A 22,949-nucleotide genomic window follows, 5' to 3' on the forward strand; every position below is an offset into this window, starting at 1 on the left:
AGGGCGGATACGTCGTCTATGAGCACGTTGCCCATCGCTGGCAGGAGGGGCGTGTGCGCACCGTTTAAAAGCATGCGACCCACGATGCTTTTTTGATAGCATGCGCCGCACTATGAAGAAACCAGTCCAAGACATGCGCCAGCACATCATTGATGTCGCCCGATCGCTTATGACCCAAAAAGGTTACACGGCGGTTGGCCTGACCGAGTTGCTTGGCGCCGCCGGCGTGCCTAAAGGCTCGTTTTATCACTACTTCCGCTCCAAGGATGAATTTGGCCAGGCACTGCTCGAAGAGTACTTTGAAGAGTACCTCTCGCGGGTTGATGTGCAGATGGCCAAAGAGGGCAGCGGGGCAGAGCGACTGCTGAATTACCTGCGGTATTGGGCCCAGACCCAGGCTTTTGATCACACCGACCAAAAATGCCTGGTGGTCAAACTGGGGGCAGAAGTGTGTGATCTCTCCGAAAACATGCGTGCCGTCCTTGAAAAAGGCACTGCGCTGATCATCGAGCGGATGACTCGCTGCGTTGAGCAAGGCAAATCCGATGGTTCCATCACCGCGCCCACTGAAGCCTCTGTACTGGCAGAAGCGCTTTATCAGATGTGGCTGGGTGCCTCTTTGCTGGTCAAGGTCAACAGAACCCACGCACCGTTTGATGTGGCGTTTGAAATGAGCCGTCGGCTGTTGGCCTGAAAAGCAGTCAGCGCAAAGCCAGCCTCATCATTGGGCAAGTGAAGGGGCGAGCATCGCCACGGCGGTGGCGCCGATGCCCTCAAGGTCTTCGCGACTGGCCCCATCATGGGCCTGCAACGACATGCCCTCGAGCAATGTATTCAACGCACTGGCGAGAATGCGGGTATTGGTCTGCGGCTTGAGTTGACCGTCCTCAGCCCCGCGATCCAGTCGTTGCTGCAGGTAGTCCCGACCTTCCTGGCGCAGGGCTTTGAGTGCCGCCGAAACCTCTGCGGCATCCTCTGAAACGTTGACCGCCGCCAGAACCACCATGCAGCCACACGGAGCCAGGGGTTCTGTCAGGATGGTGGCTGATGCCTGGAAAAAGTCGCTGATGCCGCGCACCAGGTCCGGCTCACTGCCCATTTTTTCCCAGGTGGCATCCCAGAAGGTCGCTTCGTAGTAGTCGACGGCTTCCAGAAACAACTTGGCCTTATTCCCAAACGCCGCGTACAGGCTGGGTGGGTTGATACCCATCGCGGTACACAGCTCTGCCACCGATGCAGGTTCATACCCGCGCCTCCAGAACACCGTCAGGGCCTGAAGCAGCGCCTGGTCGCGGTCGAACGTGCGAGGGCGCCCCTTGGTGCGCGGAGCGGAGGATGAGATGGCGTTGGTCATGGGGTGGACTACCTTAATGCCTGTCGCCAGAAAATCGCGTCTGGAGACGATGTTTAGGGGCCGATGATACACAAAATGACCCGAGCCCGTTGTGCGGTGCCAGCTGGCGGCAGTTTGAGGCAGGCCAGATACGACAGACCGTTGATCGAGAGTCATCCTGATCTTGGATAATTCCTAGACGACCGGTCTATTCATGCCTTAGGATACCTGCACCATTCACCCGGCTCGAACGCTGTATCGAGCTGGGACGCGCAGCGCTTAAAGATCCCTGACCAGGGCAAAGCGACTTTTTTATTACCTTAATAGACGACTGGTCTATTAATTCAGGTTGACCATGACAGATAACAGTAACCGTACCGACTTGTTCACCCCCGTCACCATGGGTGACATTGAACTGGCTAATCGCATCGTAATGGCCCCTGTCACCCGCAGTCGCTATGGCGAAGACGGCATCCCCAATGAGATGCACGCGGAGTACTACGCGCAGCGTGCCACAGCCGGTTTGATCGTTGCCGAAGCCACCAATATCTCCCCTCAAGGCCGCGGTTATGCCGCTACGCCCGGCATCTGGAGCGACGAACAGGTTACAGGCTGGAAGAAAGTTACCGATGCCGTGCACGCTGCCGGTGGCAAGATCGTCAGCCAGCTCTGGCATGTGGGTCGTTTCTCCAGCGTAGAGTTGCAGTCAGACGGCGTTGCGCCGGTCGCACCTTCTGCGATCCAGGCTGAAGGTCAAACCTATACCGCGAATGGTTTTGTTCCGGTGTCGATGCCTCGAGCACTCGAAACCGATGAAATTCCGGGGATCATCGAACAGTACAAACGCGCTGCCGAAAATGCCAAGCGCGCCGGTTTCGATGGTGTGGAAGTTCACTCTGCCAATAGCTACCTTCTGGATCAATTTCTGCGCGACTCGACCAACCACCGAACCGACCACTACGGCGGCTCGATCGAAAACCGTGCACGCCTGACCCTGGAAGTGACAGACGCGATCGTCAAGATCTGGGGCAATGACCGCGTCGGTATCCGCTTGTCTCCGGTTACACCCGACGCCGGTAACACCCCCCCGGACAGCAATGTGATGGCACTGCACGGCTACCTGATCCAGCAGTTGAACGCCTTCAATCTCGCCTACCTGCATTTTGTTGAAGGGGCGACTGCAACTTCCCGTGAAGTGCCGGAAGGCGTGGACATGGACGCCCTGAGCGCACAGTTCAATGGCTTCTTTATCGGTAACAACAACTACGACCTGGAGATGGCAATCGAGCGTCGCGCCCAAGGCAAGATCGATGCAGTAGCATTTGGCCGGCTGTTTATTTCCAACCCTGATCTGGTTGAGCGCTTGCGTTGTGACAGCGAACTGACCATTGCACCCCGCGAGTCCTATTACGGTGGTGGCGCCAAGGGCTATACCGACTGGCCTGTCGGCAGCTACTGATCACGGCTGTACCAGCGGTGATCAACAATGCTGGCGACGTCACGTGACGTCCTTGGCCTCCACACTCAATGCTTCGCCGATGGCATAGAAATGGCCTCCCGCGATGTAGTGCAGGCTGCGAAGGTCCGGATGGGCGGTTTCAAAGTGCCAGTGCCCATCCCTGAAGACTCGGGTGTCTGCCCAGGCACCCACCACCTCGCCGATAAACAAGTCATAACTCGCCTGGTTGTGAGGCTCGTGTATCAACGTGCACGCAAGCCACGCCGAACAGCCCGCAACGAAGGGCTGGTCATGGCCGGGCATGCTGAATAACTGGACATTGCTCTTCGCCAGTTTGTCCGGCGTATCGGACAGGCTCATGCTGCCAACATCACTGGTCAGTTTGAGCTGGGCCACGGTAGGAACCTGGATCACGAAAACGCCACTGCCCTCTACCAACTCACGAGTCCGGGTCATCTTGTCCAGCACTACAGTCACTTTTGGCGGTGAAAAATCCAGCGCGCAGGCCCACGCAGCGGCCATGACATCCTTTACCCCGTCGTGCTGAGCAGATACCAGTACGGTAGGGCCGTGATTGATCAGCCTGTAGGCCTTTTCAAGGGGTACAGCGGCAATGTGGTCGTCCATCGTTACTCCAGAAAAAAAGGCCTCGAATCCATGAATGGACCGGGGCCGTTCAGGTTTAAACCGAAGCCGTTCTGCTCAGGTGAAGCTGAAGGCTTTCATGGCCACCTACGATGAGCGACCCGATGGCAGGGGTCAATTCGGTCTTCGAACCGGGCGCTATATTTCACCTTTGCCACTTATTACGCGCGCTTGTTTTTACCCGCGTCTACGCGCCTCGGGAATGCGTCTGCACGGGTCAGGGGGCCACGTGGGTGTGGTAAATCTTGCTGACTACGGTCCACTGGCCTTCAACTTTCAGCAGGTTGAAAAAGTCGGTGAAACAGAAGCCGGAGATGTCGTTGGTATCGATGCGTGCACTGGCAGCCGTGCCGACGATATCGATGTTGACGATTGCGCACTGGGCTTCTGGGGAAGGGCGGAATGCGTTGTCGATGATGTCGAACAACCCTTGAATCGGGCCGCCGGTGAGTTTGCTCTCGGCGTCTACGCCAAAGATCGTCGCCTGCTCGCTGAAGGCAGGTTTCATGATGCTGCTGTTGGCGTGTTTGCCACCTTCGTTGTACTGGTTCAGTACAGCGACGATTGCGTTGTATTCCTGCACGTAAGTCGGATTGCTCATGATGGGGTCCTGTTTGTGGGTTCGCTCAACCATTAATGTAGTGGTCACTACTTAAGTGTGTTGATTCTATAGCGAGCACTACAGTTTATGCCAATGATTTCGTGGGCGGTCGTCGGGTGTGATGTAAATGGCAAGGCTTCGCCTCAAACGGGTTACCGTTCAGGCAATCCATCAGCGAGCAGGCGAAGCACCGCAGAGCACGGGAAGGTGCCAAGGGCGGGCATAAAGGGCGGGGGCACGAGCAGCTTCGTGCCAAGGGCAATGCATGTGGGGGTTGCAGTGGTCGTGTTTAAACGCCGGTGGTAAACCGGCACGCAGCGTTACAAGGACATGCGTTCGACAAGGGGGCAGGGCACCTTGTGAGTGAAGGGCTCATCCTTGTTTTCGATCAGGTGCAAGGCGGCACGACGGCCCATCTCGTAATAGGGCAGTTGCACGGTGCTCAGGGGCGGGTAAAACAACTCCGCGACTCCGATCATGTTGTCGAAGCCAAGCACCGCAACGTCCGCCGGAATTCTCAAACCCTGGCCAAGCAGGAACTGATAGGCAACCAGGGCGATACGGTCGTTACCACACACCAGCAGGTCGAAGGTCGGCTTTGCCGGTGACTCGCCCAACTGTCCCTTGAGCGCTTCAATGGTTTCCAGGTACTCGTCATCCGCAGACAAATCATATTGCAGCACACTGTCCAACGGGATGCCTGCCTCTGTGAATGCACGTGACAAGCCCTGCTGGCGCAACTTCCAGGCAATGCTGTGGCGGGGCAGGTTAATGCACAGCGGGCGCCGATAACCCCGTTGAAGTGCCTGGCTCACCGCCTGGTACTGACCCTCTTCGTCATCGGAGACATAACACGCCACACCCGGGCTGGAGCTTATGCAATTGCTCAGTACCAGCGGGTAGCTGCGCAGCGCCTCAGGTATCTCCAGCTCGCGCAGTTCCATGGAACTGAAGACGATTCCGTCTGGACGATGTGACAGCATCAGATCGATGGATCGCGAGTCCGGTGGGTTTTCGAACACGTTGATGATCAGGACGTTCCAGCCGTTTTCCCGTGCAGTGTGCTCAAGCGACAGCAGCATGTTCACGGCGAAAGGGGTCGTCGCGGTGTCCAGGGCGAAAACCCCGATCAGTTTGCTGCTGAAATGCCCGCCGCGAATATTGCGTGCGGAGAGATTGGGCACATAGCCCAGGGTCTCGATGGCTTGGCGGACAGTCGCCAGGGTTTCGGCATTGAGTTTTTCGGGAGTGTTGATCGCTCGAGACACGGTCATCAGGGAAACCCCCGCCAACCGTGCAACATCTTTAACCGAGGCCATTTACGAATGCCATTGAGTTTTCTCCATGCATGAAAGTCATGTCCGGCAAGAGCATGACATCATGGCAATGGTGACGTAAATGACCGAGTCTTTCGCCCGCGTCGGCTCGACCGTTTCAGGTCAGAAAAAATAATACTTGAAGCGCACCCGGGCACCATAACGATCGCTGTCGTCATTTGCCCGACTCCCATCGTTATCGGGAAGGTTGAGCATTGACCAATAGGCACCCAGATCAATATTGAAGTTGTCCATGTCCATGACATTGGTGATGCGATAGGACGTATGGATCGTGTGAATGTCATACCGGCCAGGAACAGTTGCCACACCGTCTTTGGCAACCAGATCATTCATGTTGAACGCTTGAATATCATTTTTGGCAAAGATGTAGCCGAGTTCAAAGTTGCGCCACAATATATTGCTCCCGGCACTGAAGTCTTTTTCATCCTTGGCGTTCATGTAGGCCGTGCTGATATTAAAGACAATGCCATTGGTGGGATCTTCTTTTAATGAGTTCCAGGTAAAGGTCGCACCGTATCCAGTGCGTTGTGACTGGTCTTGAATATCTCCCGAGGCATCGCGAAAGCCATACGCATTGCTGACGATGTTGGTTTCCATCGCCAGCGCGATGGAGGCTTTGTCGAAACGTAACGCGGCGACGGGCCGGACGTAGGCTGCATTTTTTTCATTTTCCAGCACATTGCCGTGATAGCCATTGTCGGCAAACAGGGTGGTGCCGTCCTTTACCAGGGTATTGAGTTCGAGGTACAGCGGCCCTGCCTCCTTGCTCAGCAGTACCGCGCCGCCACCGCTGCTGCGCCCGCGTCCTTCTTTCATCATATAGATGTAGCCGAAGCCATCGCTGTACAGGTCGTTGGAGGTATTGCCCGAATACTGGATGAACGTGTCCTGGTTAAGCGGGAACATGTCGTAGGCTTCAAAACGGCCAACTTTGATTTTCCAGTTTTTCTCCTGACCAAAAAAGAACGCCGCATCATCAGCACTCAAGTTCCCGGACACATTAACCAGTGGCTGAACGCTAAAGCCGGCGAACTGATCATTTTTGCCTTTGCGGTAGCCATCGAGTCCTAAAAGAATTCGCCCGTTGATATCCCATTTTTCCGAGTCACCGACACGCCAGTCTTTATTGTCATCGGTTTTGAACGACGTCAACTGACCCGCACTACTGGCGGCATCAAGGTTGAACTCTACATCGCCGTAAACTTTCAAATCGCCGTGTTCCGTAGTCCAGGTCATATCCGCCATGCCCGACGAAGAAAACATGCCCAGTAAACAAACAACTAAACTCTTTTTCATGGCCGTGCCCAATCAAGTTATGGACGCACTTTCCCTTGCCCAAAGAATGGGAGGCATGCGATTTTTTTTTTTAGTGTGCTGCGCGAGCAAGCCCAGCGACGTTCAATGCTCAACGTTCTGCTTTTTTAGTGCGCAAAGGCACCGCCGCTACACGACTGCTGTCGTGGCCGGTGGTGAAGGCGCGTGATCCGGGACGGTGGAGGAGGGGGTTCGAGAAGACTCCGAGCGCAAGGTCAAGCACGAGATCAGGAGGCAAGCGCCCACGACTCCCGCCATTAGGACATACACGCTGGAAAATCCAATATGGTCATAGCCATACCCGGCGACGGGGGCCAGGAACATGGCGGTCAACGACTGGGCAGCCTGGAAGCCCACGAGATAAATGGTCGAAGACAAGCGCGAATCGAAATTACCGGCAATGTACTTGAATGCAGAGACGAGCAAGATCGGCACTTCGAGGGCATGCAACATCTTGCAGCTGGCTATCACCCACACATCCACGGCCACTCCGGACCCCAAAATGCGCACGAACATGATGGTGCCTGTGAGGATCAAGCCATTCTTGGCTCCGATCCGCGATACCAGCCAGGGTGCGAACAGCATGCACAGCGCTTCAACGAAGACCTGCGAGGAGTTGAGATAGCCGTAGGCGCGTATCCCGTCTTCCGGGTTCGGATAAAAGGAGGAGAAGTACACGGGGAACTGTTGGTCGTAGACCGCGTAAATCCCGCAAACCCCAGTCATGAACAGGCCGAATGCCCAGAAACGAGGCAGGGTCATGAGTACCCAGAAATCTTTCATCCGCAACGGGTTGGCAAACGCCTTGGCCGCCCGGGATGTTGAGTCGCAATACTTGCCCAGGTCCATGCGAAACAGGATCAGCAGAAAGATGATGCCGGAAGCCGTGCTCATGTAGAACATGATGTTGGGGTTGATGCTGAACATGACCCCCACCACACCGGTGGCAGAAGCCCAGCCCAGCGATCCCCACAGCCTGGCCTTGCCGAACTCAAAGCCCATGTAGCGCGATAACCGCTCAGTGTAGGACTCCATCAGTCCAGCCCCTGCGAGCATGGCAAAGCCCAGAAACGCCGCACCCACCACGACGCCCAGTACCAGGTTCGTGGCCAACAGCCAGGAGTAGACATAGATACAAAAAGGCGCAGTGCAGCAGAGCAGGACACCAATCCAGACCAGCAGTTTTTTCGACATGCCCAGTCGATCCTGGAGCACGCCATAGAAAGGCAGGATAAGCATGGCCGCAATGGTGTTGGCCGCAAAGACCATGCCCGTTTCGGCACCATTCAGACCTATGGCTTTGTGAATCCAGATAGAGAACAGCGAGAAGCTGGATGAGAATGCGAAGAAGAAAAAATAAAGCAAACCACTGACTTGCATGTACTCGATTTTTCTAGAAGCGCGCATTGAGGCACCCTCTTGTTTTTATTTTTGATAACGTTAACATCGAAGATATTACGCGCTTGGCGGTTGCTCGCTGTCAAGCGTAATTCCAGGGGAGGGCCTCAGGGATTGATTCTGATGGCGCGAGGTTTACGCCAACCCGGATGCGCCAGCGACAGGGACGGACCAGAGAGCTGGCCACTCAATACCCATTCAAACAAGGATAATCATGCACGCTGTCTTGCTGGAAAAAGCGCATCACGCCATCAAAGAAAAACTGCCCGAACGCGGCAACGATCATCGCCTCGGTTTTCATCTGTCGCCCCCTGTGGGGTGGATGAATGACCCGAACGGGCTGGTGTATTTTCGGGGTGAGTACCATGTGTTCTACCAGCATCACCCGTACTCACCACAGTGGGGGCCCATGCACTGGGGACACGCCAAAAGCCGTGACCTGGTGCATTGGGAACACTTGCCCATTGCACTGGCGCCCAGTGAGTCCTATGACCGGGACGGGTGTTTTTCAGGCTCGGCAGTGGTGGTCGACGATACGCTTTACCTGATCTACACCGGGCATGTCTGGCTGGGTGCGCCACGGGATGACAATCAGATCGAGCAGGTGCAATGCCTTGCCAGCAGCACCGATGGCATTACCTTCACCAAGCACGGGGTGATCATCGACACACCACCGGCTCCTGAGATCAAGCATTTTCGCGACCCCAAGGTCTGGAAGCGCGGGGAAGAATGGTGGATGGCCCTGGGAGCCCGCAAAGGGGATGACCCCCAGCTGTTAATTTATCGTTCTGCGGACCTGTACCACTGGGAATACCTGAGCTGTGCCCTGCAAGGCGTGCGCGAGTCAGACGGCTACATGTGGGAATGCCCGGACCTGTTCGAACTTGATGGCAGCGACGTGTTCCTCTATTCGCCCCAAGGCCTCAAGCCCAGTGGCTACGACAACTGGAACACATTCCAGAACAGCTACCGAGTGGGCCAACTGGACGACAGCGGCCACTTCAACACGAGCGCAGCCCTGCACGAGCTCGATCACGGCCATGACTTTTATGCTGCCCAAACCCTGCTGGCACCGGACGGGCGACGCCTGCTTTGGGCGTGGATGGACATGTGGGACTGCCCGATGCCAAGCCAGGCGCAACACTGGTGCGGCGCGCTGTCCTTGCCCCGTGAGCTGAGTCGTGAAGGCGATCGCCTGCGCATGCGTCCCGCCCGTGAGCTGACTGCGTTACGCAAGTCCCGACACGGGCTGCAGATCCCGGTGGTGGAGTCTGCCAGTCGTCCCCTCGATGTGCGTGGCGCACTGCTTGAAATTGAACTCGAACTGGATCTGGCTGGCAGCACCGCCGAACACTTTGGTCTCGCGCTTCGCTGCAGCGAAGATCAACACGAGCGGACGTTGTTGTACTTCGATGCCATGGCCCGTCGCCTGGTTCTCGACCGGCAACATTCGGGGGCGGGCGTGAGCGGTGTTCGCAGTGTTCCGATAAGCCCGGAACAGACCCGCATAGCACTGCGGATTTTTCTCGATCGCTCATCGATCGAGGTGTTCGTCGACGACGGTGCCTACACCATGACCAGCCGGATTTATCCACGGCCCGACAGCCTCGGGATAAGTGCTTTTGCCGTCAACGGAACAGGGGTGTTTGGCGATCTCGAGGCCTGGGAACTGACCGACCTTAAAATCTGACCTCATCCGGGATGAGCCCATTGGCACTGCCCGCCAATGGGCTCACAGGTGCTTGCTACGTCGGCAACGCTCTGAGCAGTAACGCACCTCATCCCAACAGCGAGCCCACTTTTTTCGCCATGTGAAAGGCAGGCCACAGGTCACGCAGGTTTTGACGGGCAACTCGCTCTTTTTCAAAGTGACTCGCCTTTATCCAGTGTGGCGAGCAACAACTGGCCTCGCTGCCACAGCGCCTGCTGTTTGGATTCAGGCATCCGGTCAAGGTTTTTATAAATCATGCCCATGCGCTGATTGCCTCGCAAAAGCTCACCGTGACGCATCAGGAAGTGCCAATAGAGCGCGTTGAAAGGGCAGGCGTCATCGGTGGTGCTTTCGCTCACTTTGTAAGCGCAGCCACGGCAATAGTCGGACATGCGCTTGATGTACTGGCCGCTGGCACAGTAAGGCTTGGACCCCAGATAGCCGCCATCGGCGTGCATGACCATGCCCAGCGTGTTGGGCAACTCCACCCAGTCGAAGGCATCCATATAGATGGCCAGGTACCACTCGCATATTTGACTTGGAAGGATGCCGGCGAGGAGAGCGAAATTGCCGGTGACCATTAGCCGCTGGATGTGGTGGGCGTAGGCATGTTCGAGGCTTTGGCCGATGGCTTGGCTCATGCAGTTCATTTTCGTGTCGCCGGTCCAGTAGAACTCTGGAAGCGACCGGGTGTTGCCGAATACATTGCCATCGGCATAGTCGGGCATCTTCAGCCAGTAAACCCCACGCACGTATTCCCGCCAGCCGATGAGTTGGCGAATAAAGCCTTCGGCGGCATTGAGTGCAATGCTGCCCGACCAGTACGCGGACTCCACATCGCTGCATAGCTGACGAACATCCAGCAAGCCAATATTGAGCGCAGCACTGATGCGGGCATGAAACAGAAACGGCTCGTCGCTGGCCATGGCGTCTTGATAGTCGCCGAAGGCTGCCAGGCCCCAGTCCAGGAAGTAGCTCCACAAGGCCTGAGCCTGGGCGTGAGTGACCGGATAGTCGAACGTATCGAGGGTGCCATAGTGGGTGGTGAAGTTTTTTGCCACCAGCTCCAGTACATCCCGGGTAATGGCATCGGGTGAGAAGCGGGCGGGCGAGGGCGGCTTGATGCCTTTGGGCAGCGCCTTGCGGTTTTCTGCATCAAAGTTCCAGGCGCCCCCGACCGGGCTGCCATCGCCGTTGAGTAACAACCCGCTCTTGCGCCGCATCTCCCGATAGAAATACTCCATGCGCAGCTGCTTTTTGGCATTCGCCCAGGCGGAAAACTCAGGGCGCGAGCAGAGAAAGCGAGCATCGCCATGCCACTGGATCCCCGCGCCACACGCCTTGAGTGAATGCTCCAGACGCCAGTCGCCGCACTCCGTCATATGGATTTCATCAGGCTGCAGGAGTGCTTCCCAGCGCCGTAATTCACCTGGCACCGATCCGCTGTTGTCCGGGTCATCGAGCTTGACGTACTGCACCCGGATTCCACGCTGTTGCAGCGCCTCGGCGAAGTGGCGCATGGCACTGAACACCAGAACGATTTTTTGCGGGTGATGGGGGACATGGCTGGCTTCCTCCATCACCTCGACCAGCAGCACGGTGTCGTTTTCGGTATCCAGGCCCTGCAATGAACGAAGGTCAAAAGACAATTGGTCGCCCAAGACGAGGCACAGTCGGCGGGTAGCATTCATCGAGCAGATTTCCGTTGAGTAGACACATGTGAAGGCCTGGGGACTTCGGGGCGAAAGGAAGGCAGGCTGCCTTGTACAGTAGAAAATTATTGTACAAGTATTTCGTGTCTGGCAGGCAGGAAAACGCCTGCGATCTTTTCCGGTCAGCGCCCATTCCCGGGGCTTGCGTGCTGGGTCTCAACACACGGTTTTTTTCAAATGTATGTGTGTTGCGGCCGTGTTATAACGCGTGCATCCGTATAAAAACCCTAAGAAAAAACTATGCCCTCGATCTTGTATTCCGTTGATGTCAATTCCTGGTACCTGTTGGTCTCCATGCTGCTGGGTTTATGCGTGGCGGCTTTCGCGGGGAAGATGACCTGGGGTCAAAAAGTCAGGCGTGACGCTGCGTTTGATGATGAATTGAAAGTCGTACTGGGTGGGACGCTGTCCATGTTTGGTTTGCTCATGGGCTTCATTCTTTCGTTTGCAATCAGTGGTCTGAACACCCGGATGACGGCTGAAGAAAATGAAGCCATTGCCATTGGCAACGCCTTCCAGCGTACAACGTTGCTGAGCGAGTCCCAGCAAGAGCAAGCCGAAAAAATGCTGATGGACTACCTGGCTATCCGCATTTCATTCTTTGCCACGGAGGATGACGATCAGCGCGCAGCCATCCGGTTGGACTCCATTAAAATGCAATCGCACATGTGGGCTTTGATCAGCAAGATTGCCAAGGAAAAACCCAGTTCGGTGATTGTCACGGCCCTTAACGCCACGAATGAGTTGTATGTGTCGCAACAAAAGACGATGGCCAGCTGGCGGCCTCAAATACCCGGTGTGGCGTGGGCGCTATTGATCCTGTTTGCCGTCTGTTCCAACTTTTTGATTGGCTACAACGTCAAGGGCAGCCGGGGTGGAAACACCCTGGTCTGTGTGATGCCGATATTTACAGCTTTGGCGTTATTCATGATTGCGGAAATTGACGTTCCGGGCAAAGGCATCATTCAGGTGGTTCCAGATAACTTGAGGGCTCTTATAGTGACTCTGGAACACGGTGGGCTGACTTTATAACCAGCTAAAGCTGCTTGCTTTAGAGGCACTTGATAATAAGTGTTCAAGCGTGGCGTCCCCTTGCCTGTCTTGTGTCTGGCATGGAGGTGCCTACGGAATCCGGGGTAATGCACCATGAATAACGATCACAAACCCGCCAGGCCGATCTTTGACCTGGACATGCTCAGAACGATGGTGATGGTCGCCGATTGCGGCAGTTTCACCACCGCTGCAACCAGACTGCACTCCACCCAATCCACCGTCAGCCAGAAGGTGCGCCGACTGGAGGAACTTGTGGGGCACCAGTTGCTTGATCGAAGCAGCCGGGAAATACGTCCCACTGATGCCGGCATCATCCTGTTGGGGTATGCGCGCCATCTTCTGGCCGTGAGCAATCAGTTGGGCGAGGCGCTTTCGAGCGGAATGAGCGTCACCATACGGCTCGGTGTTCCTGATGATTTCGCCGCAAGCAAAACCATGCCCGTGCTGGCCGCCTTCAATCGCAAGCACCCCAAGGTGAAGCTGGAAATCATCAGTGGATTGAGTTCAGACCTGCTTCGCAGCTATGACCGCGGCGAGCTGGACTTGATCCTGATAAAACAGCGACGCCACAGCCGTGAGGCCAACGCTTGCCGATCAGAAACCATGGAGTGGATTGATAGCGCGACGCGTCCGTGTTTCGACCAGGACCCTATTCCCTTGGTGACATTTCCGTCACGGGGACTCTATCGGGATGACATGATCAGCGCGCTCGAAGCCCTTGGCCGTACGTGGCGCATCTGTTTCACGGGCACCAGCCTTGCCAGTATTCAGGAGGCAGTGGCCAATGGGTTTGGTGTCAGCCTGCTCCCAACCCGGGCAGTCACTCCTGATCACAAGGTGCTGGGTGTCGAGGACGGGTTGAGCCCGATTACCGCATTCGAGATAGCCGTATTCCATCGCCCGAGCATCGACCCGGTGATCAAAGAACTGGCTGATGTGCTCATCCAGATAGTGGATGAAGAGGTGCATTGATCAAGCGTGCCGGGTGAGCGAGGCATCTGGCGCCAGGGCGATGTCTCTCAGTACGCCAATGCCCCTCTCTAATGTACGCAGATGACCCGCTGCCGGCAGTAGCGGTCGAAGCCACTTTATTAAAAATCCGAATACTTGGGATTCCTTTTATTAACTTTCAATAGGGCGCAGTGCCGGTCTAGGATCCGTTGCAAGGACGTGGATGAATCAAGGCCCGCCGGGCCATCCCGTTCTACCTGGGTTATCCAAAACTACAACAACGAGTGCTGCGTATAGACGGGTGGCAGCTACAGGCTGCGGGCGCTTTCGATGCCTGTTCTGGACAGAACGCCAAGGCACTGTCGAGGCACACACCCCCTAGTTCGCTCAGCGCATCAGGGTCCCATATGAATAGCAATCCCAAGATACTGCGTGCCTCCCTCATCTTCATTGCGTGTACGGCGTTTATCGTGTGTGGTGTTCAACCCATTTTCATGGGGTTGCTGACAGATCAGTTGAATCTGTCGCTGGATCAACAGGGCTGGGTGGTTTCAATAGAAATGGTCGGGATGACATTGGGCACCATTATTTGTCCACCGCTGATGAAGCGCTACAGCGCCAGAAACCTGTGCCTCTACACAGGCATGCTTTGCGTTGCGCTCAGTGTCGCCACAGCATGGGCATCAACGAACAATCTGTTGCTGGTGGTGCGACTGCTTGCCGGGACCTGCGCGGGATTGATCTACGCGTATGCCGTATCAACCCTGGGTCGTCTTCCCAATCAGGACCGCTCATTCGGGTTGATGCTGCTTTTGCAAACGCCTGAATATTCGTTTTTCTCCGCAGCACTGCCCATTCTCGCGGTACAAAGCGGAATCGTGACCGCGCTGTGCTCTTTCGGCCTGTGGTACGTCCTGATCTGTGTTGCCAGCCTTGCGCTGCCGCGCAAGGTGGCTGACACCAGCGAGACGCTACAAAGAGTCGCGGCCCAGGATGGTTCGTCACGGGAAGGGCGCAGTGCGCTGATCGGAATGCTGTTCATGCAAATCGCCATTTACTGCGTGTGGGGCTTCATCGATCAACTGGCCCGGGATCAGGGTATTTCCAGTGTCGATATTGGCTGGGCATTTGGCCTTTCGGCTATCGCCGGTTTGCCGGGCGCAGCGCTTCCAAGCCTGCTGGGTGGCCGTGTCAATCGCCGCTTCATGATCGGCCTGGGCTTGCTGTCCGTGTTTGTGTCGATTGCCATGCTCACCTCGTACACGCGCACACCTACTCAACTGTTCGCCGCTCTTTTCTTGCTGCAATTCGGCTGGGTACTCGCGCTGTGTTACTACATGGCATTGATTACCACCAACGATCCCACCGGCAAACTGACGCCTCTGGTCAGTATTACGCTGATGGGGGCTGCAGCCGTGACGCCGGCAGCCATTGCGCTGCTGGTGCAGGGCTCCAACCACCAACTGATCTTTGTGCTCGGCACAGGTGCACTGCTGGTGGCCTTCGCGGTGACTTGCCTGGGCGGGCATGCAAAGGGCATCTGGCGCGAAAGAAGTGCGTGCCATGACTGATCGCGCTTCGGCTTTCATCGCAGCCTGCGCGCCGCGTGCAGGCAAGGTGTCACTGACCGCACTGGTGCTGCTGGTGCTGCTTGGCTTGAATTTGCGGCCCTTCTTGACTTCGGTTGGGCCCGTGCTCGATTTGGTGCGTGGCGACATTGGCCTGGATTTTCGCGCCGCTGCAATGCTGACCACCTTGCCTTTCGTGTTGATGGGGCTGATGGCCTTTATTGGTATAGGTCTGGCCCGTCGCTTTGGGGAAAGGCAGGCGCTGACCGGCGCATTATTGCTGCTGATGCTCGGGTGTGCGTCACGGGCGGTGGTCAAGGACGGCGCGCAGTTGATCGCCTGCGCGGGTATCGCCGGCACCGGCGTGGCAGTGATCCAGGCCTTGGTGCCGGCGATCGCCAAGCGCTGGTTTCCTCAACAGATAGCGATGGCGATGGGGCTTTACTCGGCGGCACTGGTCGGCGGCGGGGCGCTGGGCTCGCTGGCAAGCACGTGGCTCACTGCCTATGGCGGCTGGAGGTTGGGCCTTTCCGTGTGGGCGTTGCCGGCACTTGTCGTGCTCCTGCTCTGGCTGCTTTGCGCGCCGCGCACACCACCGCTGGTTGCAAGCGGACCTGCTCCGGTTTTGAGTAGCTTCTTCAAGAACCGGCGGGCGTGGCAGTTGGCTGCCTACTTTGGACTCACCAACAGCGGCTATTCGAGTCTGGTGGCATGGTTGCCGTCTTTCTACCAGCAGCAGAACATGGGCCTGCAGGCTTCGGGCAACCTGCTCGCCTGGTTGGCGATATTCCAGGCGACGGCGGCATTCGCCATGCCGATGCTGGCACGGCGCAGTGCTGACCGACGCGGGCCCTTATTGCTCACGATAGCGCTGCAGACTGTGGGTTTCGCCGGTTTCGCCCTGGCTCCCAACGCCGCGCCGTGGGTGTGGGTTGCACTGGCCGGGTTTGGCCTCGGCGGGTTTTTCTCGCTCAGCCTGATTGTCGCGCTCGACCATTTGCCCGGCGCCCAAGCGGCTGGCACCTTGGCAGCCTTCGTCCAGGGGGTTGGTTTCTTGCTCGCATCAAGCGCTCCCTGGTTGATCGGCTGGCTGCTTGACTGCGGTGGCAGCTTCATTACGGGGTGGTGGTTACACATTGGGGTTCTCGCCGTGATGGCGGTGCTGACGCTCAACTTCTCTCCAGCGAGCTACCGCCCCAGCATGGGAGAGAGGTGAGCCAGGTTCAACCAGGCATGCCGCGCGTCCGGGTTTTGCGGGCGCTATGTGGTCGAACGCCGCCTCGTTCCACTCGTCATTGCTCCCACTGCTCCAGCAATATGGCGACGAATTTTTCCGCTGCCGGCGACAGTGACGCGCCTCGCCGGTAAACCAGCCCCAACGATCGGTTCACAACCGGATCTACCAGCGGGACGCTCACCAGCGTTGGGTGATCCACTGCCGGCATGGCCAGGCTGGGCATGGCCGACACTCCCAGACCCGCTTCCACCAGGCCAAGCGATGTCGACAGGTGCTGCACCTCATAGAACCACTGCGGACGCCAGCTCAAGCCCGACAGGGCGTGGTCAAGCAGCATCCGGTTGCCGCTCAGGCGACCGACCCCGATAAGACGGTAATTGCTGAGTTCTGCCCAGGACACCGAGCTGCGCTCTGCCAGCTCATGATCGCGTCGGCAAGCCAGGACAAAAGGCTCGTTGACCAACGGCACGAACTCAATGTCCGGGTGCTGGCCGCTCATCATATTGATGCCAAAGTCGGTTTCACCGCGCAGAACAGCTTCCAGCCCTTCGTTCGCACTCAGATCCAGAAGCCGGATGCGGATTTGTGGATAGCGCTCGTTATAAAGGCGTATCACCGAAGGGAGAAAGTAAAAGGCCGCCGTCGGGATGCAGGCCAGCGTGACACGACCGCTCTGGCGCTCTGCCAGCTCCCGGATGTTGAGAATCGAATCGTCGAAGTCATCCAGCAAGCGTCGAGCCTTGGGCAGAAAGTCCCGCCCAACGCTTGTAAGGCTCACTCGTCGAGTCGTGCGGTCAAGAAGCGCTGTACCCAATCCGTCTTCGAGCTTTTTCATCCTGCGGCTTAACGCCGGCTGGGAAAGATGCAACGCATCCGCAGCCTCGTGAAAGCTGCCAAGTTCTGCGATTTTCACGAAAGATCGTATGTCATTCAGCTCATAATTCATCATTTTGATCCAGGCCGAAGAGAAGGGTGCGTTCAAATCATCCTAAATTTATCATTCGTCAAACGCAATAATCCGGCTGATATTTGCATTGGAAACAATTTTAGAAGCCTGCGACTCTTGCTTCCAAGACATCAATCACCCGGATTGATCAACAAGAGTCCGTCCCATGCAAAGAATTCCCTGTGTGCTAATGCGCGGTGGTACCTCCAAGGGCCCGGTATTTCTCGCCTGGGATCTACCGGCTGCCATCGAAGAACGTGACGAGTTGCTGCTCAACCTGATGGGCTCTGGCCACGAACTTGAGATTGACGGTATCGGTGGCGGCAGCCCGCAAACCAGCAAAGTGGCGATCGTAAGCCCGTCGCTTCACGCTGACGCTGACGTCGATTATCTGTTCGTTCAGGTCATGGTCTCCCAGCGTCGGGTCGATACCGCGCCCAATTGCGGCAATATGCTGTGCGCCGTCGGCCCGTTTGCCATCGAGCAGGGGCTGGTGAAAGCGTCCGCCGATGTGACGCGGGTGCGTATTCGCAACCTGAACACCGGGACATTTGTAAACGCCGAGGTACAGACCCCCGGCGGCAAGGTCAGTTATGAAGGCGACACTGCCATCGACGGCGTGCCGGGCACCGCCGCGCCTGTGCAACTGACGTTCCTAGACGCTGCTGGCAGCAAGACCGGCAAACTGTTCCCCACCGGGCACACACAGGATGTGATCGACGGTTTTGCGGTAACGTGCATCGACATGGCGATGCCGATGATGATCGTCGAGGCCAGCCAGTTGGGTAAACAGGGCGATGAAAGTCCCGCTGAACTGGATGCCGACGTTGAGTTTCTGCGCCGACTGGAATCCCTGCGCCTGAAAGCCGGTTTTGCAATGGGCCTGGGCGATGTCAGTGACAAAGTGATTCCCAAGCCGGTGCTCGTGTCACCGGCCAGGTCTGGCGGTACGATTCAGGTGCGCTACTTCATGCCTCACACCTGTCATCGTGCACTGGCAATCACCGGAGCTATTGGCCTGGCGACCGCCTGTGTCACGGAAGGCAGCGTGGTCTCGCAACTGTTGGGTAACGTTGATGAACCCCGTTTGAAACATGTGCGAATTGAACATCCAAGCGGCGGGATAGACGTTGTATTGTCTTACACCGGCGCTCGGGAAGAGACCATTCGCGCCTCGGTCGTGCGCACATCGCGCAGGCTGTTCTCCGGTTTTGTTTACGCTACAGCTTCCCAACGACTCGCCGGATAATTTCCCCCAGGTCATTGCCGCTTTTGCATCAGTACAATTCTAAAAATGGGTGATGCCATGAAAGTTATAAAATCGCTCTACTTCCAGATTCTCTGCGCCGTAGTGTTAGGCGTACTGTTCGGACACTTCTGGTCGCAGCAGGCCATTGCCTTGAAACCCCTGGGTGATGCGTTCATCAAGCTGATCAAGATGATGATCGCTCCTGTGGTGTTCTGCACAATCGTGACCGGTATCGCCGGCATGAGCGACAAGCGCTCGTTGGGACGTTTGTTGAGCAAGACCATGCTGCTGTTCCTGGCCCTGACCGTGATCAGCCTGATCATCGGCCTGGTGTCGGTCTATCTGTTCAAGCCCGGAGCGGGAATGAACATTGACCCGAGCCAGTTGAGCACCCAGGGATTGTCGCAGTACACCGATTCGGCTGCGAAGCTGGGAGTGGTCGAGTTCTTCATGCACATCATCCCGGATACCTTTATCGGTGCTTTCAATAAAGGTGAAGTGCTTCCCGTGTTGTTCATCGCGGTACTGTGCGGCTTTGCGCTTTCGGCAATAGGTGAGCGGGGCAAGCCCGTACTGGTTGTACTGGAGTCCGCATCCCACATGGTGTTCAAGATTTTCTCCTACCTGATGCGGTTTGCCCCGATCGGTGCATTCGGAGCCTTGGCGTTTACCGTAGGCCAGTACGGCATTACATCGCTGGGCTCGCTGGCCAAGCTGATCATGACTCTGTACATCGCCTGTGCCTTCTTTGTCTTTGTCGTGCTGGGCAGCATTTGCCGGGCGAACGGTTTCAGCCTCTGGAAGCTGCTGCGCTATTTTCGTGAAGAGTTTCTGGTGGTACTCGGCACTTCTTCCACCGAGCCGGTCATGCCCAGAATGCTGGAAAAGCTTGAGGCCCTGGGGTGCAAAAAAGGCGTAGTGGGGCTGGTGTTGCCAACAGGGTACTCCTTCAATCTCGACGGCACGGCCATCTACCTGTCGCTGGCTGCCGTCTTCATTGCGCAGGCCTGTAACATCGAGCTGACCCTGACGCAGACGGTGACCATGCTGGCAATCATGCTGCTGTCTTCCAAGGGTGCGGCAGGGGTCACGGGGGCCGGTTTTGTTGCGCTGGCCTCGACCCTGACCGTCATTCATGACATTCCACTGGCCGGTCTTGCCTTGTTGATTGGTATCGATCGATTCATGTCGGAAGCCCGTGCGTTGACCAGCCTGGCCAGCAATGCCGTCGCCACCGTGGTGATGTCCATCTCGGAGAACGCCTGCGATCGCGAAACCCTGATGCGTACATTGGACCGCAAGCCATTGCTTGTTGCGGCCCCGGATGAGTCCTGGGATGGTCCGGCGGTGGTTGAGCGCGTCTGACTATTTAGTGCAGTTCAAAGCCCGATAGCTTCTCGTTAAGTCCTCCCGCCAGACATCGTTGGTTCATGTCGTCCGGCGGGAATGGGGTCGTGCGCCTTTGCGCCGGCCGCACTCATTATAAAAACAAGAGAATTGACCTATGCTCGCATTTCTTGGTTTGGCCATGGTGGTCGTCTTCACCTTCCTGATCATGACCAAACGGCTGTCACCCATTGTGGCGCTTGTTGTCGTGCCGATCGTATTTGCCGTCATTGGCGGTTTTGGCGGCACCACCGGCAAAATGATGCTCGATGGCCTGAAAATGGTGGCGCCTTCAGCTGCGCTCCTGTTGTTTGCCATCCTGTTCTTCGGCTTGATGATTGATGCAGGCTTGTTCGACCCGCTGATCCGCAAAATCCTCAAGCGCGTCAATGGCGATCCGATGAAAATCGCGGTCGGCACTGCACTGCTGTCATTGCTGGTCGCACTCGACGGCGACGGTACAACCACCTACATGATCACCTGCGCTGCGATGTTGCCGCTGTACAAGCGCATTGGCATGAACCCGATGGTTCTGGCGACCATCGCCATGTTGTCCTTGAGCATCATGAGCGGCATGTCTCCTTGGGGCGGACCTGCTACCAGGGCCATCGCGGCCCTGGGCCTGGACGCCGGCGAATACTTCGTGCCGATGCTGCCGACGATGATTGGAGGCGCCATGTGGGTAGTCTTCACGGCCTTCTTGCTGGGTCGTGGCGAGCGCAAGCGCATTGGCAATATCCAATTGCAAAGCGGCGGGGGTAATTGCTACATCAAGGCCATCCTTGAAGACACACCCTACAAGCGCCCCAGGCTGGCCTACATCAACCTGCTGCTGGTGATCGCGGTGATGGTTGCGCTGGTGATGGGGATCATGCACTCGGCGATCCTGTTTCTGATCGGTTTTGTCCTGGCATTGATGATCAACTACCCGCAACTGGATATTCAGAAAGAACGCATCCTTGCCCACTCCGGCAATGCGATGACCGTGGTGTTGCTGGTGTTTGCCGCTGGCATCTTTGCCGGGATCTTCTCGGGCACCAAGATGGTCGATGCTCTGGCTCAAACCCTGGTGGACTGGATTCCGCCGTCCTGGGGGCATCTTTTCCCGCTGGTGGTGGCGATCACCAGCATGCCGCTGACGTTTGTCCTTTCCAACGATGCTTATTACTTCGGGGTGGTGCCGATCCTGGCCAATGCGGCGGCGGCCTATGGCATAGACCCCCTTGAAATCGCCCGGGCATCGGTCCTCGGCCAGCCCGTGCACCTCATGAGCCCGCTTGTGGCTTCGACGTTGCTGCTGGTGGGCATGGTTGACCGTGATATCGGCGACTTCCAGAAAGCCACCGTCAAATGGGCGGTGCTCACCTCCCTTGTGATTACGGCACTGGCCTTGCTGACCGGGGCGATAAGCCTCTTCTCCTGATACACCCAGACATCCTGCTTTTTATCGACGCGCCTCGACGGTGAGGCGTGCGCAGCCCTGCACCCCAAATAACAACAATGAGAAGTTTGCCATGACCTGCTTACATACCCGTTGGACGTTGCTTTCTGTTCTAGGACTGCTACCCCTGGCGAGCGCCAGCGCAGACGGATTTGTCGATGACAGCAAGCTCAAGCTGCAATTGCGCAACGTGTACTTCAACGAAAACTTTCGCGACGAGCATGGCATGAGTGCGAAATCAGCAAGAACGGCGAAGAGCGAACGAACCGAGTGGGCCCAGGGATTTCTGCTCGATTACCAATCGGGATTTACCCCTGGAACCCTGGGCTTCGGTATTGATGCGCTGGGCCTGCTGGGGGTCAAGCTCGACTCGGGTCGCGGTCGCAGCGGCACAGGACTGCTGCCTGTGCATGACGATGGTCGGGCCGCAGACGAGTTTTCAAGCGCCGGGATAACGGCCAAAGCCAGGCTCGCCAGGACCACCCTGAAGTACGGAACCCTGCTCCCCAAAACACCGGTGCTGATCTACAACGATGCGCGTCTTTTGCCCCAGACCTACAAGGGCGGCCAGATCATCAGCAGTGATATCGAGAACCTGACACTGACAGGGGGGTATCTGGAACGTTTCAAGTTGCGAGACTCCACTGACAGCATTGCACTGGTGCCCGACGGTTACGGAGGCGATAAATCGGGGGATTTCAGCTACGCCGGTGCCGAATACAAAGCAGGCAAAACCATCCGCCTCAGCTATTTCTACGGGGAGCTTGAGAACTTCTACCGGCAAAATTTTGCCGGAATCCAGCACGATCTGCCCATCGGCGCAGGGGTACTCACCAGTGACCTGCGTTACTTCAACAGTGCCGATACGGGGGCGGCCCATGGGGGCAAGATCGATAACGATATGCTCAGCGGCCAACTGACCTACGCAATTGCGGGCCATTCCTTTGGTGGCGGCTACCAGACACTCAGTGGCGATGCCGGGCTGCCCTACATCAGCGGCGCAACCGTGTACTCCTTCAGTAACGCGGGTATCGGCAAATTCATTGAGGAAGACGAGAAGACCTGGATGCTGAACTATGGCTACAACTTCGCCGCCGTGGGTGTACCAGGGCTGACATTCGCCACCCGCTACCTGAGCGGTAACGACGGCAAATCCAGCAGTACAGTCAAGGAATGGGAGCGCGATGCCGAACTGGCCTATGTGGTGCAGCAAGGTTCACTCAAGGGGGTGGGGGTCAAGCTGCGCAACTACGTCTATCGTTCGGACTTCTCGCGAGGACGTGACAGTAACCGGGTCTACCTGACTTACGATATCGCGCTCTGGTAGTGCCTGTTATATGTCAGTTATGTCGCGATGAATCGTGGGATATAACCCAAAGTGAGGTTGTTATTCCATCAAACCAGTTCAAATGAGATTTATAGTACGTTCTAATCTATTCATATAACTTTGAAATGATTGGAGTTTTTGTCCTTGAAAACATCGGCGCTCTTACCTTTCGGCCTCGCTTTGCTCGCGACCTGTGCAACGGCTTTTGCGGGCCCCACCCTGGATCGCGTAACCCAAAAAGGGGAGATGACGGGCGTGCTGATGGAGAGCTATCCGCCATT

20 protein-coding genes and 1 pseudogene are annotated in these 22,949 nt (G+C 56.8%); 12 read left to right on the plus strand and 9 right to left on the minus strand.

What is annotated here, in order from left to right; genetic code table 11:
• The first annotated feature begins 112 nt into the window (after positions 1 to 112).
• The gene (locus AC19YQ_RS22625) at positions 113 to 694 is read left to right on the plus strand and encodes a TetR/AcrR family transcriptional regulator (protein ID WP_500595996.1); all 582 of its coding nucleotides are present in this window, start codon (positions 113 to 115) and stop codon (positions 692 to 694) included.
• Positions 695 to 721: 27 nt separating this feature from the next.
• Here the strand turns inward: AC19YQ_RS22625 and AC19YQ_RS22630 are convergent, their stop codons facing one another.
• Positions 722 to 1,354 carry a TetR/AcrR family transcriptional regulator gene (locus AC19YQ_RS22630; RefSeq protein ID WP_500595997.1) on the minus strand — a complete coding sequence of 211 codons (633 nt, stop codon included), beginning with the start codon at positions 1,352 to 1,354 and terminating at the stop codon, positions 722 to 724.
• A gap of 334 nt (positions 1,355 to 1,688) precedes the next feature.
• Between AC19YQ_RS22630 and AC19YQ_RS22635 the strand changes: the two genes are divergently transcribed.
• Positions 1,689 to 2,792, plus strand: coding sequence for an alkene reductase (locus AC19YQ_RS22635; protein ID WP_500595998.1), 1,104 nt, complete (start codon positions 1,689 to 1,691; stop codon positions 2,790 to 2,792).
• Positions 2,793 to 2,831: 39 nt separating this feature from the next.
• Here the strand turns inward: AC19YQ_RS22635 and AC19YQ_RS22640 are convergent, their stop codons facing one another.
• From AC19YQ_RS22640 to AC19YQ_RS22660, 5 genes are all read right to left on the minus strand, one after another.
• The gene (locus AC19YQ_RS22640) at positions 2,832 to 3,419 is read right to left on the minus strand and encodes a flavin reductase family protein (RefSeq protein WP_500595999.1); all 588 of its coding nucleotides are present in this window, start codon (positions 3,417 to 3,419) and stop codon (positions 2,832 to 2,834) included.
• A gap of 235 nt (positions 3,420 to 3,654) precedes the next feature.
• On the minus strand, positions 3,655 to 4,038 hold the full coding sequence (locus AC19YQ_RS22645) for a nuclear transport factor 2 family protein (RefSeq protein WP_339474660.1): 384 nt from the start codon (positions 4,036 to 4,038) through the stop codon (positions 3,655 to 3,657).
• Between the two features lie 320 nt (positions 4,039 to 4,358).
• Positions 4,359 to 5,357 (minus strand): LacI family DNA-binding transcriptional regulator, encoded by a 999-nt coding sequence (locus AC19YQ_RS22650; protein WP_500596000.1) that lies wholly within the window; start codon positions 5,355 to 5,357, stop codon positions 4,359 to 4,361.
• Between the two features lie 120 nt (positions 5,358 to 5,477).
• Positions 5,478 to 6,671 carry a carbohydrate porin gene (locus AC19YQ_RS22655; protein WP_500596001.1) on the minus strand — a complete coding sequence of 398 codons (1,194 nt, stop codon included), beginning with the start codon at positions 6,669 to 6,671 and terminating at the stop codon, positions 5,478 to 5,480.
• A gap of 147 nt (positions 6,672 to 6,818) precedes the next feature.
• Positions 6,819 to 8,096, minus strand: coding sequence for an MFS transporter (locus tag AC19YQ_RS22660; RefSeq protein ID WP_500596002.1), 1,278 nt, complete (start codon positions 8,094 to 8,096; stop codon positions 6,819 to 6,821).
• Between the two features lie 205 nt (positions 8,097 to 8,301).
• Here AC19YQ_RS22660 and AC19YQ_RS22665 point away from each other — a divergent pair, with 205 nt between their 5' ends.
• Positions 8,302 to 9,777 carry a glycoside hydrolase family 32 protein gene (locus AC19YQ_RS22665; RefSeq protein ID WP_500596003.1) on the plus strand — a complete coding sequence of 492 codons (1,476 nt, stop codon included), beginning with the start codon at positions 8,302 to 8,304 and terminating at the stop codon, positions 9,775 to 9,777.
• A 42-nt stretch (positions 9,778 to 9,819) separates the two neighbouring features.
• Here the strand turns inward: AC19YQ_RS22665 and AC19YQ_RS22670 are convergent, their stop codons facing one another.
• Both AC19YQ_RS22670 and AC19YQ_RS22675 read right to left on the minus strand, forming a co-directional pair.
• A complete protein-coding gene (locus tag AC19YQ_RS22670; protein ID WP_019827081.1) occupies positions 9,820 to 9,954 on the minus strand; it encodes a DUF2256 domain-containing protein in 135 nt (44 codons plus the stop codon).
• Positions 9,951 to 11,489, minus strand: a complete 1,539-nt coding sequence (locus tag AC19YQ_RS22675) for a cryptochrome/photolyase family protein (protein ID WP_133079169.1) — start codon at positions 11,487 to 11,489, stop codon at positions 9,951 to 9,953. Before AC19YQ_RS22675 ends, AC19YQ_RS22670 begins: the two co-directional genes overlap by 4 nt.
• A gap of 261 nt (positions 11,490 to 11,750) precedes the next feature.
• On the opposite strand from AC19YQ_RS22675, the gene AC19YQ_RS22680 reads away from it, so the two are divergent.
• From AC19YQ_RS22680 to AC19YQ_RS22695, 4 genes are all read left to right on the plus strand, one after another.
• On the plus strand, positions 11,751 to 12,542 hold the full coding sequence (locus AC19YQ_RS22680) for a bestrophin-like domain (protein WP_133079168.1): 792 nt from the start codon (positions 11,751 to 11,753) through the stop codon (positions 12,540 to 12,542).
• Positions 12,543 to 12,656: 114 nt separating this feature from the next.
• The gene (locus AC19YQ_RS22685) at positions 12,657 to 13,535 is read left to right on the plus strand and encodes a LysR substrate-binding domain-containing protein (protein ID WP_133079167.1); all 879 of its coding nucleotides are present in this window, start codon (positions 12,657 to 12,659) and stop codon (positions 13,533 to 13,535) included.
• A 386-nt stretch (positions 13,536 to 13,921) separates the two neighbouring features.
• Positions 13,922 to 15,085, plus strand: coding sequence for an MFS transporter (locus AC19YQ_RS22690; RefSeq protein ID WP_500596004.1), 1,164 nt, complete (start codon positions 13,922 to 13,924; stop codon positions 15,083 to 15,085).
• Positions 15,078 to 16,298 carry a cyanate transporter gene (locus tag AC19YQ_RS22695; RefSeq protein WP_500596005.1) on the plus strand — a complete coding sequence of 407 codons (1,221 nt, stop codon included), beginning with the start codon at positions 15,078 to 15,080 and terminating at the stop codon, positions 16,296 to 16,298. The genes AC19YQ_RS22690 and AC19YQ_RS22695 overlap by 8 nt, the downstream gene beginning before the upstream one ends.
• A 76-nt stretch (positions 16,299 to 16,374) precedes the next feature.
• On the opposite strand, the gene AC19YQ_RS22700 is transcribed toward AC19YQ_RS22695, so the two are convergent.
• Complete coding sequence (locus AC19YQ_RS22700; protein ID WP_500596006.1) at positions 16,375 to 17,265, minus strand: LysR family transcriptional regulator; 891 nt, start codon at positions 17,263 to 17,265, stop codon at positions 16,375 to 16,377.
• Between the two features lie 166 nt (positions 17,266 to 17,431).
• Here AC19YQ_RS22700 and AC19YQ_RS22705 point away from each other — a divergent pair, with 166 nt between their 5' ends.
• From AC19YQ_RS22705 to AC19YQ_RS22725, 5 genes and pseudogenes are all read left to right on the plus strand, one after another.
• Positions 17,432 to 18,514, plus strand: a complete 1,083-nt coding sequence (locus tag AC19YQ_RS22705; protein ID WP_133079163.1) for a 4-oxalomesaconate tautomerase — start codon at positions 17,432 to 17,434, stop codon at positions 18,512 to 18,514.
• Positions 18,515 to 18,559: 45 nt separating this feature from the next.
• Positions 18,560 to 19,879, plus strand: a complete 1,320-nt coding sequence (locus AC19YQ_RS22710) for a dicarboxylate/amino acid:cation symporter (protein WP_500596007.1) — start codon at positions 18,560 to 18,562, stop codon at positions 19,877 to 19,879.
• Positions 19,880 to 20,018: 139 nt separating this feature from the next.
• Positions 20,019 to 21,323 (plus strand): CitMHS family transporter, encoded by a 1,305-nt coding sequence (locus tag AC19YQ_RS22715; protein WP_339474674.1) that lies wholly within the window; start codon positions 20,019 to 20,021, stop codon positions 21,321 to 21,323.
• A 91-nt stretch (positions 21,324 to 21,414) separates the two neighbouring features.
• Positions 21,415 to 22,668, plus strand: a complete 1,254-nt coding sequence (locus AC19YQ_RS22720) for an OprD family porin (RefSeq protein ID WP_500596008.1) — start codon at positions 21,415 to 21,417, stop codon at positions 22,666 to 22,668.
• A gap of 144 nt (positions 22,669 to 22,812) precedes the next feature.
• Positions 22,813 to 22,949: pseudogene (locus tag AC19YQ_RS22725) on the plus strand (amino acid ABC transporter substrate-binding protein); the annotation flags it as partial.

The organism is Pseudomonas sp. MF06569, from assembly GCF_059862735.1.